At 36.8% G+C, this 16,598-nt stretch carries 14 protein-coding genes; 10 read left to right on the forward strand and 4 right to left on the reverse strand.

Going from position 1 to position 16,598, the window contains the following annotated elements:
• Positions 1 to 93: 93 nt before the first annotated feature.
• Positions 94 to 774 (reverse strand): RraA family protein, encoded by a 681-nt coding sequence (locus MSWAN_RS01640; protein WP_013824872.1) that lies wholly within the window; start codon positions 772 to 774, stop codon positions 94 to 96.
• A gap of 89 nt (positions 775 to 863) precedes the next feature.
• Positions 864 to 1,154, reverse strand: coding sequence for a DUF211 domain-containing protein (locus MSWAN_RS01645; RefSeq protein WP_013824873.1), 291 nt, complete (start codon positions 1,152 to 1,154; stop codon positions 864 to 866).
• A gap of 764 nt (positions 1,155 to 1,918) precedes the next feature.
• Between MSWAN_RS01645 and MSWAN_RS01650 the strand changes: the two genes are divergently transcribed.
• The 10 genes from MSWAN_RS01650 to MSWAN_RS01695 all read left to right on the forward strand — a co-directional run bounded on the left by MSWAN_RS01650 (position 1,919) and on the right by MSWAN_RS01695 (position 13,004).
• Positions 1,919 to 2,326, forward strand: a complete 408-nt coding sequence (locus tag MSWAN_RS01650; RefSeq protein WP_013824874.1) for a toprim domain-containing protein — start codon at positions 1,919 to 1,921, stop codon at positions 2,324 to 2,326.
• A gap of 94 nt (positions 2,327 to 2,420) precedes the next feature.
• Positions 2,421 to 3,575 carry a DNA primase DnaG gene (gene dnaG, locus MSWAN_RS01655; RefSeq protein WP_013824875.1) on the forward strand — a complete coding sequence of 385 codons (1,155 nt, stop codon included), beginning with the start codon at positions 2,421 to 2,423 and terminating at the stop codon, positions 3,573 to 3,575.
• A 194-nt stretch (positions 3,576 to 3,769) separates the two neighbouring features.
• The gene (locus MSWAN_RS01660; protein WP_013824876.1) at positions 3,770 to 5,281 is read left to right on the forward strand and encodes an ATP-binding protein; all 1,512 of its coding nucleotides are present in this window, start codon (positions 3,770 to 3,772) and stop codon (positions 5,279 to 5,281) included.
• A 168-nt stretch (positions 5,282 to 5,449) separates the two neighbouring features.
• Positions 5,450 to 6,319, forward strand: coding sequence for a site-specific tyrosine recombinase/integron integrase (xerA, locus tag MSWAN_RS01665; protein ID WP_394295805.1), 870 nt, complete (start codon positions 5,450 to 5,452; stop codon positions 6,317 to 6,319).
• Positions 6,320 to 6,804: 485 nt separating this feature from the next.
• The gene (locus MSWAN_RS01670) at positions 6,805 to 7,992 is read left to right on the forward strand and encodes an MFS transporter (protein WP_013824878.1); all 1,188 of its coding nucleotides are present in this window, start codon (positions 6,805 to 6,807) and stop codon (positions 7,990 to 7,992) included.
• A gap of 157 nt (positions 7,993 to 8,149) precedes the next feature.
• Positions 8,150 to 9,118, forward strand: coding sequence for a YbgA family protein (locus MSWAN_RS01675; protein WP_013824879.1), 969 nt, complete (start codon positions 8,150 to 8,152; stop codon positions 9,116 to 9,118).
• Positions 9,119 to 9,576: 458 nt separating this feature from the next.
• A complete protein-coding gene (locus MSWAN_RS01680; protein ID WP_013824880.1) occupies positions 9,577 to 10,236 on the forward strand; it encodes a biotin transporter BioY in 660 nt (219 codons plus the stop codon).
• Entirely contained in the window at positions 10,205 to 10,663 is a 459-nt protein-coding gene (locus tag MSWAN_RS01685) for a DUF1284 domain-containing protein (protein WP_013824881.1), read from the forward strand. Before MSWAN_RS01680 ends, MSWAN_RS01685 begins: the two co-directional genes overlap by 32 nt.
• Before the next feature lie 133 nt (positions 10,664 to 10,796).
• Positions 10,797 to 12,347, forward strand: coding sequence for an MFS transporter (locus MSWAN_RS01690; RefSeq protein ID WP_013824882.1), 1,551 nt, complete (start codon positions 10,797 to 10,799; stop codon positions 12,345 to 12,347).
• 315 nt (positions 12,348 to 12,662) lie between these two features.
• Complete coding sequence (locus MSWAN_RS01695) at positions 12,663 to 13,004, forward strand: DUF3566 domain-containing protein (protein ID WP_013824883.1); 342 nt, start codon at positions 12,663 to 12,665, stop codon at positions 13,002 to 13,004.
• A 194-nt stretch (positions 13,005 to 13,198) separates the two neighbouring features.
• Here MSWAN_RS01695 and MSWAN_RS12170 read toward each other — a convergent pair whose 3' ends face one another.
• Positions 13,199 to 15,802 (reverse strand): histidine kinase dimerization/phosphoacceptor domain -containing protein, encoded by a 2,604-nt coding sequence (locus MSWAN_RS12170; protein WP_013824884.1) that lies wholly within the window; start codon positions 15,800 to 15,802, stop codon positions 13,199 to 13,201.
• Positions 15,803 to 16,102: 300 nt separating this feature from the next.
• On the reverse strand, positions 16,103 to 16,576 hold the full coding sequence (locus tag MSWAN_RS01705) for a VOC family protein (RefSeq protein ID WP_013824885.1): 474 nt from the start codon (positions 16,574 to 16,576) through the stop codon (positions 16,103 to 16,105).
• Between the last annotated feature and the right edge of the window lie 22 nt (positions 16,577 to 16,598).

Below are 16,598 nucleotides of genomic sequence, written 5' to 3' on the forward strand. Positions count from 1 at the left end.
TATTATAGTTTTCATATAGTTTCTCTTTGCAATTACAACTTTAGTTTCTTAACTTATTTATATGGCCAAGATACTATTTTATATCCAAAATACTTATTTTATAGCTAATATGTCTAAAAAAGAAGATCCGCAAGCTATTTTACGGACAATTTCATCTTCACCTTTTATTATATTGAATGCTTCTTCTATGACCTCATCCAGAATGTGACTTGGCACTGCTACCACACCACAGTCATCGCCCATTATTAAGTCTCCCGGATTTACTACAGTGTTTCCGCATTTTATGGGAACGTTAATTTCTCCTTCGGCCTTAGCATCTCCGGCATTAGGTATAATATCCCTTGAAAATACAGGGTAGTCCAGTTCCCTTATACCTGTGATGTCCCTTGCAGATCCATAGATAACAGTACCTATTATGCCGTGTTTTTGGGCAGTTCCCGATGCCATCTCACCCCAAACAGCAGGATCATCATTATCACAGCTTATTACAAGAACATCTCCGGGTTGAGCGGAATATATTCCTTTTATAACTGTTCCCCAATCATCGGCCATGGTTTTAACAGTTGTGGCCCTTCCTATAACTTTGATATTATCTTTTACAGGTTTAACTCCTGTAAGAGTACCGTTTTCTCCGGTAACGTGCCTCATAGCATCTGATAAATTGGATGTTGTGATCTTTGATCGTGATAATTTAGAGATAGAATTTTTTGGCGAAAAATTGTTTAATAACAGCTCTGGTGAAAGTTTTTGTTTTTTTGAGACTTCCTCTGACATATCTTACCCTTCCATCCTTTAATCCATCATCTAATCTTTATCTCTTTTCATAATATGCATCGAAATACATGAATAAATTACGTCTTATTTCAATCCTGTGGCGTTGTAACTTCCTCAATAAGTTTTTTACCTGCAACAACCTCGTCAACGCTGTGTATTGAGCCTCCGTACTGTTCTATTGCGCGGTTTATTTCCTCGAAGTTGAGTTCGTTTCCCTGCATTGTAACTTTAACGTTCTCTGTTTCTTTATCTATTTCCATGAGTGTGATGTTTACTCCGTCCACGCCGCTCAATTCACTTAAAAATATTGCAAATGATGGTATATTTGGTTCGTGTGGTTTTAATATGTCAAGAACTATTCTTATAAGGCCCTTTGCCACTTTCATGTCCTCCGAAATCTTAATATCTTTTATTTTTTTTAATTAATGTATTTAGAACTAAAATCATTTTAGTGTTTTAATTCTGTACTCAGAAATATTTAAAACTTTACCTAAAAAATAAAATAAATTGTCAAGGGAGTTTCAGATTAAAATGTCCAAGTATAATAAGAATTCCAACAATTAGTCAAATTTTAAGGTTATCTTGATTAACATTCTATAAAATTTAACCCCCAGATTGAGAGGACTTGAATTAAAGGAAATGGATATTTTTGAGGAGGAATCTATTTTTTCATTAACTGACCAAAAATTTTAAGATCCAACCTTAAAAATTGATATTATTAATTTTTTTGAATTATTTCTGTATCCACTTCAAAAATCGTATCCAAATCATTATTACTTGAATAACGAGTTTCATTAAATATTTTCATTTATTATTGATTGAATTGGTAATAAATTTTTTTAATAAAAACATTTTTTAACTTTTTATGTGAGAATAAATCGGTTATTCTGCACTGATTTTGATTGAAGCGACGTTGTAATATCTCTTAATCCTATAAATTACGGCTTAATTTTTAATGTAAGAATTAAGTATTTAAATAACTAAATAAATAATATCAAGAGGGTACATTGTGAGATTCAATATACTCAACTCAAGGTATTATTAACATGCATAATAGTATTAAAAAACGGGGCCATCATAATTATAATATTAATTGCCACGTTGTTCGATAGGTACTATTTAGACATCATCAAAGGGCTTTACAATGAGTTTTAGAAGATTGTCTTGCATCATAGAAGAACTCAAAATCTGCGTGGAACAGGGAATGCCAATTCTTATCGAGGGAAAAAAGGATGAAAAAGCGCTACGCGAACTTGGTATCAACGGCAATTTCATAAAAGTTTCGGGTTCAGGCCTTAAACTCTTTGAAATCGCAGAGATGGCTGCGCAGTCATCATCTAAAGTTATTATATTAACTGACTTTGACAAAAAAGGTAATGAACTTGCCAAGAGGCTTTCATCAGACATACAAAGTCTTGGTTCTCATCCTGACCTTACTATAAGGCGTAAAATTATGGGAATCACCCGGAAATATATAAAGGATATTGAGAGTCTTCCAAGACACATGCATCAACTGGAACTTGAAGAACACCCATGTGGTGATCCCTGGTAGTTACCATCAATAATTTCCGTTAGGTACCAATGCCAGAGGGCAGTGATATTACTTATATCATGAAAGGTATCTACACATGAAGGAGGCCCAAAACATGGGAAAAGAAGAAATAAGTACAACTAAATATCTCATTCACGCTCAAATAAATGCTAACGGCATTGTTGAAAAGCCAGATGTTGTGGGAGCAATTTTTGGACAAACAGAAGGACTTTTAAGCAATGACCTTGATTTAAGGGAATTACAAAAGACAGGGAGGATAGGAAGAATAAAAGTAAACATAAACTCAAAAGCCGGCAGGTCCAAAGGGGAAATAGTGATACCATCAAGCCTTGACAGGGTTGAAACAGCAATACTTGCAGCATCACTTGAAACTATAAACAGGGTAGGACCATGCGAAGCTTACATACAGGTTTCCAAGGTTGAAGATGTCCGCGCTGTGAAAAGGCGAAAAGTCGTAGATAGGGCAAAAGAACTCTACAAAGGAATGATGGAAGAGGTAACACCCGAAAGCCTAAAAATGATAGAAGAAGTCAAAGAAGCAATGAGGGTTCATGAAATAACAGAGTACGGTGATGAGAGACTTCCAGCCGGACCAAATGTCACAAGTTCCGATGCAATTCTTGTTGTTGAAGGAAGGGCTGATGTTCTGAACCTCCTTCGATACGGTGTTAAAAATGCCATAGCTGTTGAAGGAGTTAGTGTTCCAAAAACAGTTGCTGAGCTAACCAAAAATAAGACAGTCACAGCATTCCTTGATGGAGATAGGGGTGGAGAACTCATTTTAAAAGAACTTCTTCAAGTTGGAGAGGTTGATTATGTTACAAGAGCACCTAGGGGCAAAGAAGTTGAAGACCTTGCAAAAGATGAAGTTATGGTTGCTTTGAGGGACAAAGTACCCGTTGAACAGATATACCATGACCTCGGTGTCAAGGTTGAAAAAGTTGAAAAGGTTGAACCAAAAGGTGGAGATAAAGTACAAGTCTTAAAAGGAATTTTAAAAGATTTGGAAGGTTCAGGAAATGCAGAAATCCTCGATGATGCTCTTAACATCTTAAAAGAAGTTAAGGTTGAAAATTTATACGATGAACTTAAAAATGTCAACAGCAATGCATACGCTGTTGTTTTTGACGGCGTAATAAGCCAGAGATTAATAGACATTGCAAAGGATAAAGGTTTAAAACAAATAGTGGCCGTTAGAATGAGTGAAGTTGTAAAAAAACCGAGCCCAATAAAGGTCTTAACCAGATAAAATTGTTTCAATGTTTAATTGAGTTCATAATTGGTTTAATTAAAATTAAACCATTAATCTCCTTTAATTTATTGAAGGATATCTGGAAATATTAAGAAATAGGGGCTGATTTTATTTTTTAGAGTCCCTCTAATGAAATTAAGTCTTATAGCATAAGTCCAAATGATGGGTTAAAATTCTTTGGGGGGTATTCCATGTACGTTAACATGAAAAAAGAGTTTTTAGGAGATATAAATACAACAAAAGATATTTTAATACCCAAAGATCCATTGGAAAGGGTTATAGGTCATGAAGAAATTATAAAATTCGTTAAAATCGCTGCAAAGCAGAGAAGAAACCTTCTTCTTGTTGGGCCGCCAGGTATAGGTAAATCACTCATAGCACAGGCCATATCAGTTCACCTGAAAAAACCCGATGAAGAAATAACCGCGGTACACAACCCCGAAAGGCCAGAAAGGCCATTTGTCGAGGTTAAAACCCGGAAAGAAATGGAAAGCGAGAAAAAAGATCTTGAAAGGGCTGAAGGAGATGTTGTTGACCCTCACGATGTTCCCGAAGCTGTTGCAGAGAGGTTAGGCTTCAGATGTCCGCACTGTGGAAGTTACAACAACGCATATCAAAGTGTATGTCCTAACTGCGGCAGTGATAAATATGCTCAAATAAACGCCAGGAGAAAACATTTAGGTGACCTTCTGGGAATGTTTGAGCAGATGAACTCCGGTGCAGACATCCCAAAAGAACGTGTTACAACAACACGAATGCGTAATGGAAGAGAAGAAGTTGTAAGCTACGAAAGAGTGGGCGGCGACGGAATAAAAATACTTGATCAACACGCTCTTGAAAAAAGAAGAGAAATTGTTGAGAATAAACCTAAAAATGTTATAGTGCCTCTTAAAAGGAATATGTTTATACAGGCAACAGGTGCAAGCGAAACAGAACTGCTGGGGGATGTGAGGCACGATCCATATGGAGGACATCCAGATCTTGGAACACAGCCCTACGAACGGGTTGTACCTGGTGCTGTTCACGAGGCACATGAAGGGGTTCTTTTTGTAGATGAAATAGTTCACATTGCACCGTTGCAACGTTATATATTGAGTGCAATGCAAGATAAGGTCTTCCCAATAGTTGGAAGGAATCCACAGAGTGCTGGAAGTTCTGTTAGGGTTGACAATGTCCCATGTGACTTTATATTTGTTGGTGCATGTAATATAAGGGATATACAGTACATACTACCTCCACTTCGATCCAGAATACAGGGTGAAGGTTACGAGATACTTATGAAAACAACCATGCCAGATACAGAGGATAACGAAGCTAAAATTGCTCAGTTTGTAGCTCAAGAAATAGAGATGGATGGTAAGATACCCCACGCAACCAGAAGGGCTGTTGAACTTCTTATTGATAATGCTAAACGGAGAGCAGAAACTATAGATGACCAGAAGAATGCATTGACTTTAAGGCTTAGGGATCTCGGTGGAGTTCTTAAGATGGCCGGAGATATGGCAACTATGGATGGAAGCGAATTTATTGGGGAAAATCATATGCGATTTGCCGTAAAAAACGCTGTTTCAATTGAGGATCAAATAATAGAGAGATATAAATCCTTTGAAAATGCTATAGAAAAGGATATATCCAGTTCTCAGCGTATGGGTAATGGAAAATCTCGTACGCCCAATGAAAATGTTGACAGAAGCTATATGTAACGTTAATCAAACGTATAAACTGAAACTATATCTGATACCATGAACCCTTACTCAAATCAACACTGGAGAAACTCTGAAGTGGGACCAACAAACTTGCAGGGATCAATTGCAGGCGAGTCCGGTTACATCGTAAGAGAGAATATTTTAGATGCATTTGACTTTCCAGAGATGATAGAAGATTATCTCATGGAACTTGAGATAAGGAACTACTCAAAGAACACCATAAAAACTTACAGATCAATAATAAACAATTTTTACAAATTTTTATTGACTGAAGATGATTTATATGATGAAAGACTAGTTTTAAGGGCATTCAAAAGGTATATACGTCATTTGAAACGTGAAAGAAACGTTTCCCAGAATTACATATACCTTGTTACAGTTGTTGTGAAGAAATTCTTTGAGTTTGGAGGTATAGGAGTGCTTAAAGAAGTTAAAACTCCTAAAAGAACAAAATCTCTCCCTAAATCGCTTAGTGAAGATGAAGTGCAGCGTCTTATCCATGCCATGGACAAACCTAATTTTAATAATGGTCACACGCATCATTCAATGTCTTTGATGTTTCGAAACAAAGTTATATTAGCTCTGTTATATTCAACAGGGCTCAGGGTTTCTGAACTTGTAAACCTCCAAACAAACAGTTTGGATCTTGAAGAAAGGACAATAAGAATAAGAGGAAAAGGTGAAAAGGATAGGATAGTACTTTTTGATGATAAAACAGGGGAGCTCATTGAGGGTTACATTGAGAGAAGAGATTCTGACAGTGAATATCTGTTTGTCAACCGTTCAGGGAACCATTTAACGCCCCGTTACATTCAAATGATGATAAAAGATTATGCAAAAGCTGCAGGCATTAAAAAAAGGGTCACACCCCACATTTTAAGGCACTCCTTTGCAACCCACCTGTTAAAAAATGGTGTAGACATCAGGGCAATACAACAGCTTCTGGGCCATTCAAACCTTAGTACGACCCAGATTTATACCAGTGTGGACATGCACACCTTGAAGAATGTGTATGACAAGGCAAAATTGAGTTAAGGATTGTCCATGAATCCAAAATCTGAAAATATTTTTTAATAGATTTATAGAATAATTTTAACATAAACACTTCTTTTCTAGTAAATTTTTATTAAGAAAAGTTTTATAAAAAAAATTTTATTATGGTAGTTTCATCTTTGGAATTGAGATCATAATAAAAAAAATTAAAATCTAAAAAAATAGTAGAAATCTCAATTTTACACTGCCATATATCCCAATTAATACAAATTTGTAGAATAATCCAATTCCTAATTTTTTCAATTTATTTTTCTTAAATTCTATGCTAGTTTTTTCTATGCTAATTTTTAACCAGCAACCTAATGATCAGGGCAGGTTAATGTTTATGGTTTATAATGAGAATATTGGAGCAATGATAAGGTTAGGTTTATAGAGTTTAAGATAGAAGTTGGAAATAAGATTTAGAATAAAATAAAAACTGTGATTTTTCAATATTTTGAATGTCATTAAGTTTAAGGGCGCATCAAATGGCAGACCAATCCAGCAAATATAAAGATATAGTTAAAGCAAACGCATGGAAATTCATAATACTGCTTGGAATAGTCAGTCTTCTTGCAGATATGACCTATGAAGGTGCTAGAAGTATCACAGGACCTTATTTGGCTATTTTAGGTGCCAGTGCCACTGTTGTGGGTTTTGTGTCCGGGTTTGGAGAGCTTGTGGGTTACGTCCTTAGATTCTTCTCAGGATATCTCAGCGACAAGACTAGGCAGTACTGGGCCATAACCATAGTTGGATACGCCGTAAATCTTTTAGCAGTACCTTTGCTGGCCCTGGCTGGAAGCTGGGAAATTGCAGCAATGCTCATAATAACAGAAAGGTTCGGGAAAGCCATAAGAACGCCTGCAAGGGATGTTATGCTTTCTCATGCCACATCCGGGGTGGGAAGCGGCTGGGGATTCGGAGTTCACGAGGCAATGGACCAAATAGGGGCCATAATGGGTCCATTAATAGTTGCAGCGGTTTTATTCTTCAATGGAACCTACCGTACAGGTTTTGCGCTGTTACTTATACCTGCACTGCTGGCACTGATTGTGCTTGTGCTTTCCCGCTTTCTTTACCCTCATCCTCACCATCTGGAACTCAGTCAACCTAAATTAGAAACTAAAGGATTTAAAAGGATATACTGGATATATATCGCTGCGGTGGCTCTTATAGCCGCGGGTTTTACAGACTTCCCCCTCATTGCATACCACTTCCAGAAAAGTGTTGTAGTTTCTGCTGCTATTATACCAATTTTCTATGCCGTAGCAATGGGAGTGGACGCCATTGCCGCATTGATTTTTGGTAGATTATTTGATAAGGTCGGTGTTTCCATAATGATAGTGGTTGCATTGTTATCTGCGCTTTTTGCACCTCTCGTGTTTTTCGGAGGATTTTACGCAGCTTTAGTAGGAATGGCTTTGTGGGGTATAGGTTTGGGAGCTCAGGAATCCATAATGATGGCAGCAGTGGCAATAATGTCCCCGGTTGAAAAGAGGGGAGTTGCATACGGTGCTTTTAACATGATTTATGGTGTGTGCTGGTTTTTAGGAAGTGTTTTAATGGGAGTACTCTACGACATTTCCATATTTTACTTGGTTGTGTTTTCTATGGTCATGCAGCTTTCATCAATACCTTTATTCATTGTTATAAGGAAAATAACAGGGAAATAGTTCTATTTATAAAATTTTAGATTTAATGAATAGGATATATTGAAATCGAACAGGAGAAATATTTTATTAACAAAGAAACTATTCATGTTAAATATTATGCTGGATAAATTTATTTACTAATTATTGGCTCAAAACAATTTTAATTGGGGGAATATGGTTGAGACAGTTTCCAAGGCCCAGAATAGTTTCCAGTAAATGCATTGAATTCGAGCCCTGCAGGTACAACGGCCTTATAATCAGAAGTAAAGTTGTTGAAGGCCTGAAAAAATATGCAGATTTCCAACCTGTCTGCCCTGAAGTGGAGATAGGGCTTGGAGTTCCCAGAGATACCGTGAATATTGCTGAAATAGATGGTAAAATAGAGTTATTACAACCTGCAACCGGAAGGAAACTCACAGAAGAAATGAAAGAATTTTCAGAATCCTTTTTAAACTCCATTAAAGATATTGATGGGTTTATATTGAAAAATAAATCACCTTCCTGTGGTTTAAAGAGCGTAAGGGTGTACAATGAATTAAAAAATTCAAGGCCTCGCACAGACGGTGTGGGTTTATTTGCAGGTTCAGTCCTGCAGAAATTCCCATATCTTGCAATTGAAGACGAGGGGCGCATTAGAAACCTTATTTTAAGGGAAAATTTCTTCACCAAACTTTTCACCCTGGCGGACTTCCGGGAAGTAATTGAATCAGGGGATTTTAACGATCTTTTAGCGTTTCAATCCAAAAATAAGCTTTTGCTCTTATCTTACAACCAGGAATACTCCCAAAAAATGGGAAAAGTCTTATCAAACCGTCATGACAAACCACTTAATGAATTAAAGAAAGATTATCAAGATTTACTGTTAAAATGTCTATCCTCTCCTCAGAAAGTCACATCAAACATCAACGTTTTGATGCATGCCATGGGGTACTTCTCCAAAAAACTAACATCTCCAGAGAAAGCATTCTTTTTAGATACTCTTGAAAAGTATAGAGAAGGAAGCATACCTTTACTTGTGATCATAAACCTAATTAAATCATGGATAATCCGATTTAATGAGGATTATCTGGATAAACAAACATTTTTCCAACCTTACCCTGAGGATCTGATGCAAGTAACCTTCATCTACGATAAAATGGGTAAATAAACTTTTTTTAATAAATATACGGCCAAATTTAGGTGTAATGCATTACAATAGTATAATGCCAGCGTGATACAGTAAATAAAATAGTTTAATGCCATTATAATGCCGTATAATAAGAATTATGTGTTATTAAGCTTTGATACATGAAACGCATAAAAAACTCAATAAAAATATTTTCAGCGACACTTTAGTTACTTAATATACTCCAAGGTTAAGAATTCTAAAAGCCTTTGAATAGCTTTAAAACCTTTATAAATCCACTAAATTACTTGAATTACCTTTAGGATGAGAAATTCATGAAAAAGTATTTATAATATCTGAACATACTAATATAGAAGTGGTTAATTTTTAGTTACTTAACCAGTTTAAGACTTTTTTAATATCCAGAAGCGAGGAATCGTTCTGGAATATTGATAATAAACAGGTTTTGATTTATAAATCTATAATCCGGAGGAATCTTGATGGAAATATCCATTGATAATTATTTTGAAAAAAGATACATGCTGTTTAAATGGCGTTCTAACGCTTCTTTGGCCAATAAGGCAGTAATGGCATTATTTATGGCATGTATCACTGGTATCATGGCTCAGGTAATTATACCCTTACCATGGACTCCAGTACCAGTTACAGGACAAACTTTTGCGGTGCTTGTTGCAGGAATCTTCCTTGGACGTAAATGGGGAGGATTTAGCCAGTTATTCTATGTCGGAATAGGAGTTGCAGGTGTACCATGGTTTGCAGGAATGACAGGAGGAGCAGGTGCATTACTCAGTGCATCAGGCGGTTACCTCATAGGCTTCGTACTTGCAGCATTTTTCCTGGGATACTTCGCAGACCGCTACGTCAAAGCAAGGAATTTTATCCCAATGCTTGCACTTATGCTGTTTGCAAACTTTGCCTTAATATACATCCCTGGACTGGCAGTACTCAGCATCTGGACACAGGCTGCAACAGGAGCTCAACCAAGCATCTGGACCCTACTTGTAATGGGGGTTCTGCCATTTTTACCAGGTGAGGTTGTGAAAATTGGAGGTGCAGCAGCCCTTGCTAAGGCCGTTACACCAAAAAAACCTTTCACCGGTGGAGAAATTGACGTCAAAAGGGCAGAAAACTTGTTCTGATACAAATTCTGCAGGTGTATCTGATCCAATGAGGATCAGAGCCCACCACCTTTTATGCATGCAGGGGTTTCAGGGATACGGTTACACCAAAGATTTTGCCTTGCATATGCTCAAAGTTGTGGATCATATAATTAATAATCCTCTCTGTGAACTTGATATAATCACGGGGTGTGATGAAATTTGCATGCACTGCCCACACAAGGTTGGGGAGATCTGTTATAAGAAGCCCCATGCTGATGAGAACATCAAAAAAATGGATCTTACGGTTCTTGAAAAACTTGGAATGTTGGAAGGTTCAAAAGTAAAAGCTGGAAAAATCTTTGAAGAAGTGAATCAAAGCTTCAAGACGCGTGAAGATGCCCGAGAAGTTTGTGGAAACTGCTTATGGCTAGATAAGTGTCTTTGGTTTATGCGGAAGCCTATTTAAATCAATTCATTACTGTTTTTATTTACTTTTTTTATTCCTTTCTAATTTACTTCACAATTTGGAATACTTTTTCCCAAAAAGTAAATACTCGATAATGCCATACTAATTCATAAAGATTTTAAAGGGGAAAAATATGGCTGAAGATCAGTATAAATGGGGTGTAGTGATAATAGCCTGCCTTGCAGTCTTTATCATAGTTTTGGATTCATCTGCCATGAATGTGGCCATCACGGCACTTGTTAAAGATTTGAATACTACTTTGTCAATGATTCAGGCTATCATTGCTTTATACGCACTTATAATTGCTTCTTTCATGTTGCTTGGGAGTAAACTTCAAGATATTCTTGGTAGGAAGAAGACTTTTTTAACTGGACTTTTCATATACGCAACAGGAACCACTATAGCCACGTTAAGTGTTAATGCAGGTATGCTTCTTTTAGGATGGGCAGTTTTGGAGGGTATTGGTGCTGCATTGATGTTACCGGCCACCACAACCATTGTAGGGGCCAGCTACAAAGGCAAGGATAAAATCACTGCCTTTGGAATTTGGGGAGGTATTGCAGCCATGGGTGCAGCCATAGGTCCAATAGTCGGGGGAGTATTCACCACATACCTCACATGGAGGTTGGTATTTGGTTCTGAACTGATTTTTGTTGCTGTAATATTGATCTTCAGAGGCTACCTTACAGAATCCCAGCCAACCCTTAAATGGAAAGATTTGGATGTGGTGGGGACCATATTATCCATAGTATCCCTGGTTTTATTAGTTATGGGCATTTTACTTTTAAGCAAGCCGCAAAACTGGGCTTACGTATCTGTTCTTGTGGTTTCAGGTTCCATCCTCTTTGTGGTATTCATTTTATGGCAGAGGAGAAGGATCAACAGGGGTCTGGAACCCCTTTCTGATATATCCCTTCTAAAAAACCGTATCTTTGGCTTGGGAAATATAAACTCCATAATACAGCAGATACCCCTTGCAGGTTTCCTTTTTATAATTCCAGTATTCCTTCAGCAGGTAACCCATTTAGATGCATTCATGACAGGGTTGGCTCTTTTACCGGCATCACTGACCATTCTGGTGTTTTCACTGCTTGGTGCTAAACTCGCATCCCGCTTAGAACCTAAATATATTTTAATGGCTGGTTTTTTGGTATCTGCTTTAGGAACATGGATGCTGGGAGGAACCTTCAACATCAACACCCAGATAGGTGACATAATTCCCGGAACCATTGTTTTTGGTGTTGGAGTGGGTCTGTTACTATCCCAGCTAACCAATCTCACCATGTCTGCAGCAAGAGGCGACCAGGAATCTGATGCTGCTGGCTTTTTAAATGCCTTTAAAAACCTGGGATACTCCATGGGCACGGCTTTAATTGGTGTTCTACTTTTACTGGGAGTATTCTGGGGACTCACAGCTTCCATAGAATCATCTGGCCTTGCAGGGAATATGAGCACTACAGAAATTCAGGATAGTCTCTTCAACTACGTTGAAACAATGCAGACAACCCCTCCCCAGGACATACCTTCCAGTCTGGTTCCACAAGTCACCCAGATGGTGGATTCCACCATAAGTTCCGCTATGAAAATGACTTTCAATGCACTGGCACTGATTTTCCTTTTGGGATTTTTCACTAGCCTTTTCCTGCCTCGCAGGAAGATTAAAGGTTCTTTTAAAAATTCTTAATATACATTTTTTTGGAAAATAGGATTTATGCGGTTATTTAAGTTAGAAAACATGGATCTGAATTAGAAATGATTTTTTTTTTAGTTTCGTTATGTCATTATTAGCTTAACTTTATAGTTCTTATCATCAATCTTTCAGTTTAGATACGATTAATCAACGAACTATATATCTTCGAGTTCAACATGAAAAGCTTGAATTATTTAAACTCTTCTTTTAGCCTTTACACACAATTGCACTGGTGTGTGGAAAATAATTTATATCATAATTTACATACTTATATGTAATAAATTAGGGGTAAAACTAGGGGGTAAAACTATGGGAGAAGTTAAAAAATTGAAATCTTTACCAGTTTTCGATTTTTCCTTGATTATAGCAGTGATTTGGGCGGTTATATCCTTCATATTGGGGATCATTTATTTCATTGTAGGATATGCGGCGCTGCACCAAGCGAGTACATTTATTATTAGTTTAAACAATAATACCACTGCTGTTGTAAATTCAGTGGCCAGTTCTATCAGTACTATGGGGGCGTTGTATCTAATTGTAATATGGCCTATTATGACATTTTTCCTGACTTTTATAGGAGCCGCAATAGTAGCTTTACTTTACAATTACTTAGCGCCCAGAGTTGGTGGTATTAAACTGGAACTTGAGTAAAAATCTATTTTTTTTTATTTTAGTCTTTTTGGCATTATAATTAGACTATCCCCTAATAAATATACTTTTACCAACTAAGCTTTCGTTAAATTTTCATCGATTGTGTGGGTGCTTTCCAACCTCACAACTATTTCAAATTTAATGTGACAAGTGATGGCACCATTTGTTTGGGGTTCAAAAATAATGATTAATGATTAGATCCGATCGTTGTACTTCACTTCCTGGAACCTGATCTCAAATTGGGTTCCATTATCTCTGCAAAGTTCAATATCACCATCAATCTGATTTACTAAGTTGGTTACCAGTTGTAAACCCAGAGTTTTGGTGTTTTCAAAGTCCAGGTCTTTAGGAAAACCAATACCGTTATCTTTCACAGTTATGCTGAAATCATCATGGCATGCATCTAATCTTAAGTTGATTTCACCGTTTCTGTGAGGAAAAGCGTGTTTTATGGAGTTGGTTACAAGCTCGTTGATGATCAAACCACACGGTATGGACGTGTCTACGTTTAAGTTGATGCTGTCTCCCTCTGTTTTTATTATTATCTTCTCTGGATCCTCCACGTAGGTGAACATCAGGTTCGAACATAAACTCCTAACGTACTCTGTGAAATCGATCTTTGCAAGGCTATCGGATTTATATAACTTTTCATGTATGAGGGCCATTGATTTTACCCTGCTCCGGCTTTCTTCAAGTGTTTTAACAGCTTCCTCATCTTCCAGGTAACTTGATTGGAGGCTCAAAAGACTTGAGATTATCTGCATGTTATTTTTCACCCGGTGATGTATCTCCCTTAGTAAAAGTTCTTTTTCTTTGAGAGATTCTTTTATCTTTTCTTCTGCCTGTTTACGTTCACTGGACTCTAGATGTGTGGAAATCATATTTGCAATGGATGCTGCAAAGTCCTGGTCTTCAAAGCTCCAATTTCTTTTTTCTATGTTTCTATGGCACAGGATTCCGACCACATCACCGTTGATCCAGATTGGAACGTCCAGTAAAGAAGTTGTACCTGTGGGTTTGAGTGAAACTTGAAGCTCTTCGATTCTAGAATCATTCACAGCATCAACAACGGCTAAACTGAGACTTTGTTTGAGTAAATCCAGGTAATTTGAAATATTTTCAACTTTAAACTTTTTACCATTCTCATGTGAGTTTTTGTTCAGATTGTAGTTATCAAAGCATTCCATTTCAGTTTTATTCTGATTGAAAAACCATACACTGACATCATTCACATTTAAAACCTTGGAATCAGATTCAATCAATTTTTTAAGGGAGCCATCCAGATCTTGCATGTCATTTTTAGCCAGTTCAAGGAGTACTTCCTGTCTTTTGATGGTATTTTCTGCTGTTTCTCGTGCTTTGCTTTCTTGAAGTACCCTTTCAGTCACATCTTCTCCTGAACTTAAAGTTCCTATTGCATTGCCTTTAACATCCCTGAGCACGGTTTTGTGCCATGATACGATTAATTCGCCCCGATTTTTGCTTAATATTCGGGTTTCAAGATTTTCAAAATGGGTTCCATGACCTCCATCTATTAAGGTTTTAAAAGTGTTTTCACTATGTTCCTTACTCTGCATTGAGAGAAAGTTTTCAAACCAATTTTTGCCTTTGATCTCGTTTTCAGTGTAACCTAAAATTTCACAGCCTGTGCTGTTTATATGGGTCACGATTCCGTCTAAATCCAAAACAATGAGTATGGCTCCTGCCATATTAAAATACATTTCTGCCCTTTCTCGTTCGGCTATCAATGATTTTTCAGTTTCAACCCGTTTTTTTATTTCATCCTGCGCGTCCAGGTAAAGCTGTTTGTTCTCATTTATGGACAAGATCTGGCGAATAACCACCAAAAATATGATCATTCCCATGCCCACATTTGCAAATGCTAAATCAGTTGAAGAAAGATTCGTTCTTGTATTAATTATGATATAAGAAGCACATACTAGTATAAGTGGAACGTAAGAAGTCCAGCCAAATTTTTTGGGGTCCTTGGATCTGGCTGTTTCTGGAAAGCTGTGTTTCATTTTATTTCCCTCTATTAATCCTGCAAGCCCCACTAAAAGATTGGCTACCAGCCAACCTGCGTCAATAAAACTTCCTGAAATATAAGTGTTGTTTAATAAAAAATAATAAAATGTAAAATTGGTTATAACATCTAAGGTCAAACTTAAAATCAATAAAATCAGGATCATATCACTTAAATCTTTAATTTTGTTAAATACCAGATCATAAGATATGTAAAAGAGTATAAAACCTAGTATGATGTATAAAACTGATAAAAACAGCCATAAAGGATTTTCAGTGCTTTGTAATATGCTTGGTAAACTCAGGAAGACTCCTAAAAATAATGCAGAGGATATGGAAACTATCACTATATCCAAGATGGTCTTGAATTTTTTTTGTTTTGATTCGGCCCCGGGAAAGTAAATGATTCCAAGTGCAAAAAAAAGGTAAGATAACAAATATAGAATACTGACACTTGATGTGAATGGTTGGTTATTGAAGAAGATATTTAAAACAGCCCAGTTTATATCGCCCATAAAATATAAGGATTGACCAATTAAGAGAAGTACCCATGGTAAACATATACGTTTACCCCACCTTTTAGAGTTTTTAGCCGCATATAATAACCCTAAAACAGCTAACATATTAAAAAAAGGTATAACTACGTCGCTCATATGTGTTCTGAGTTCTATATTTCCTTTAAAAACTGTAACAATTGTCAGATAACCTAAAATAGCCACCATTCCAACAACGGCAATCGTAACTGTTGTTTGTAATTCTTTTTTCGGGGTCTGCATAATCAATTCCTACTGCCTGTTAGAATGAGTCATTAAAATCATCAAATTACATTACATAATAAGATTAGAAGATATTTAAATGTTAATGTTCCTAAAACTGTCTTAAGCCAAGTTTTTAAGATAAAACCAGTTTTAAAAGATTCTGATCAATAAAAATTAGATGAAGATACGGCTTATGAGAAACCCAGAATTATTGGGTAATATACATAATTTTATAAGAAAACGATAATTGAAATTGAAAATACGAAATAGGCTAGAAAAATATCCTGAAAAGAACATCAATTATTTATTCTTTTTAGTTTATTGTCCCTTGTACGCGTGCTTTAACTTTTCTATGTCAAGTTTATCCATTTGAAGCATTGCCTTCCTAACTCTCTGCGATTTTTCAGGATCCGGATCATTTAAAAGTTCGCTCAAAAGGGTGGGGACGATTTGCCATGACACTCCGTATTTGTCTTTAATCCAGCCCGGTCCCTGTTTTTCTCCATCTTTGGAGAATTTTTCCCACAAATCATCCACTTCTTTCTGCGTTTGGCAGTTTATGAAGAAAGATATGGCCGGCGAGAATGTGAATTGTGGACCGCCGTTTAACGCGATGAATTCCTCTCCATCGAGCTCGAATGTTGTGGACATCACCGTTCCTTTGGGCTCTGGTCCGGCTTCTCCATAGTGCATAATGTTCACGATCTTTGAATTTTTAAAAATGGAGGTATAGAAATTTGCTGCCTCCTCAGCTTTACCATCGAACCATAAAAATGGGATGATCTTTTGCATATAACCATTCTCCCCTTATTTT

Source organism: Methanobacterium paludis (genome assembly GCF_000214725.1).
Classification (GTDB): Archaea; Methanobacteriota; Methanobacteria; order Methanobacteriales; family Methanobacteriaceae; genus Methanobacterium_C; species Methanobacterium_C paludis.

Bases quoted from the DNA above. Each gene is read 5' to 3' on its own strand.
- MSWAN_RS01670 (WP_013824878.1), top strand. From the start codon at position 6,805: ATGGCAGACCAATCCAGCAAATATAAAGATATAGTTAAAGCAAACGCA.
- MSWAN_RS01640 (WP_013824872.1), bottom strand. From the start codon at position 774: ATGTCAGAGGAAGTCTCAAAAAAACAAAAACTTTCACCAGAGCTGTTA.
- MSWAN_RS01690 (WP_013824882.1), top strand. From the start codon at position 10,797: ATGGCTGAAGATCAGTATAAATGGGGTGTAGTGATAATAGCCTGCCTT.
- MSWAN_RS01660 (WP_013824876.1), top strand. From the start codon at position 3,770: ATGTACGTTAACATGAAAAAAGAGTTTTTAGGAGATATAAATACAACA.
- dnaG (WP_013824875.1), top strand. From the start codon at position 2,421: ATGGGAAAAGAAGAAATAAGTACAACTAAATATCTCATTCACGCTCAA.
- MSWAN_RS01680 (WP_013824880.1), top strand. From the start codon at position 9,577: ATGGAAATATCCATTGATAATTATTTTGAAAAAAGATACATGCTGTTT.
- MSWAN_RS12170 (WP_013824884.1), bottom strand. From the start codon at position 15,802: ATGCAGACCCCGAAAAAAGAATTACAAACAACAGTTACGATTGCCGTT.
- MSWAN_RS01650 (WP_013824874.1), top strand. From the start codon at position 1,919: ATGAGTTTTAGAAGATTGTCTTGCATCATAGAAGAACTCAAAATCTGC.
- MSWAN_RS01695 (WP_013824883.1), top strand. From the start codon at position 12,663: ATGGGAGAAGTTAAAAAATTGAAATCTTTACCAGTTTTCGATTTTTCC.
- xerA (WP_394295805.1), top strand. From the start codon at position 5,450: ATGATAGAAGATTATCTCATGGAACTTGAGATAAGGAACTACTCAAAG.
- MSWAN_RS01705 (WP_013824885.1), bottom strand. From the start codon at position 16,576: ATGCAAAAGATCATCCCATTTTTATGGTTCGATGGTAAAGCTGAGGAG.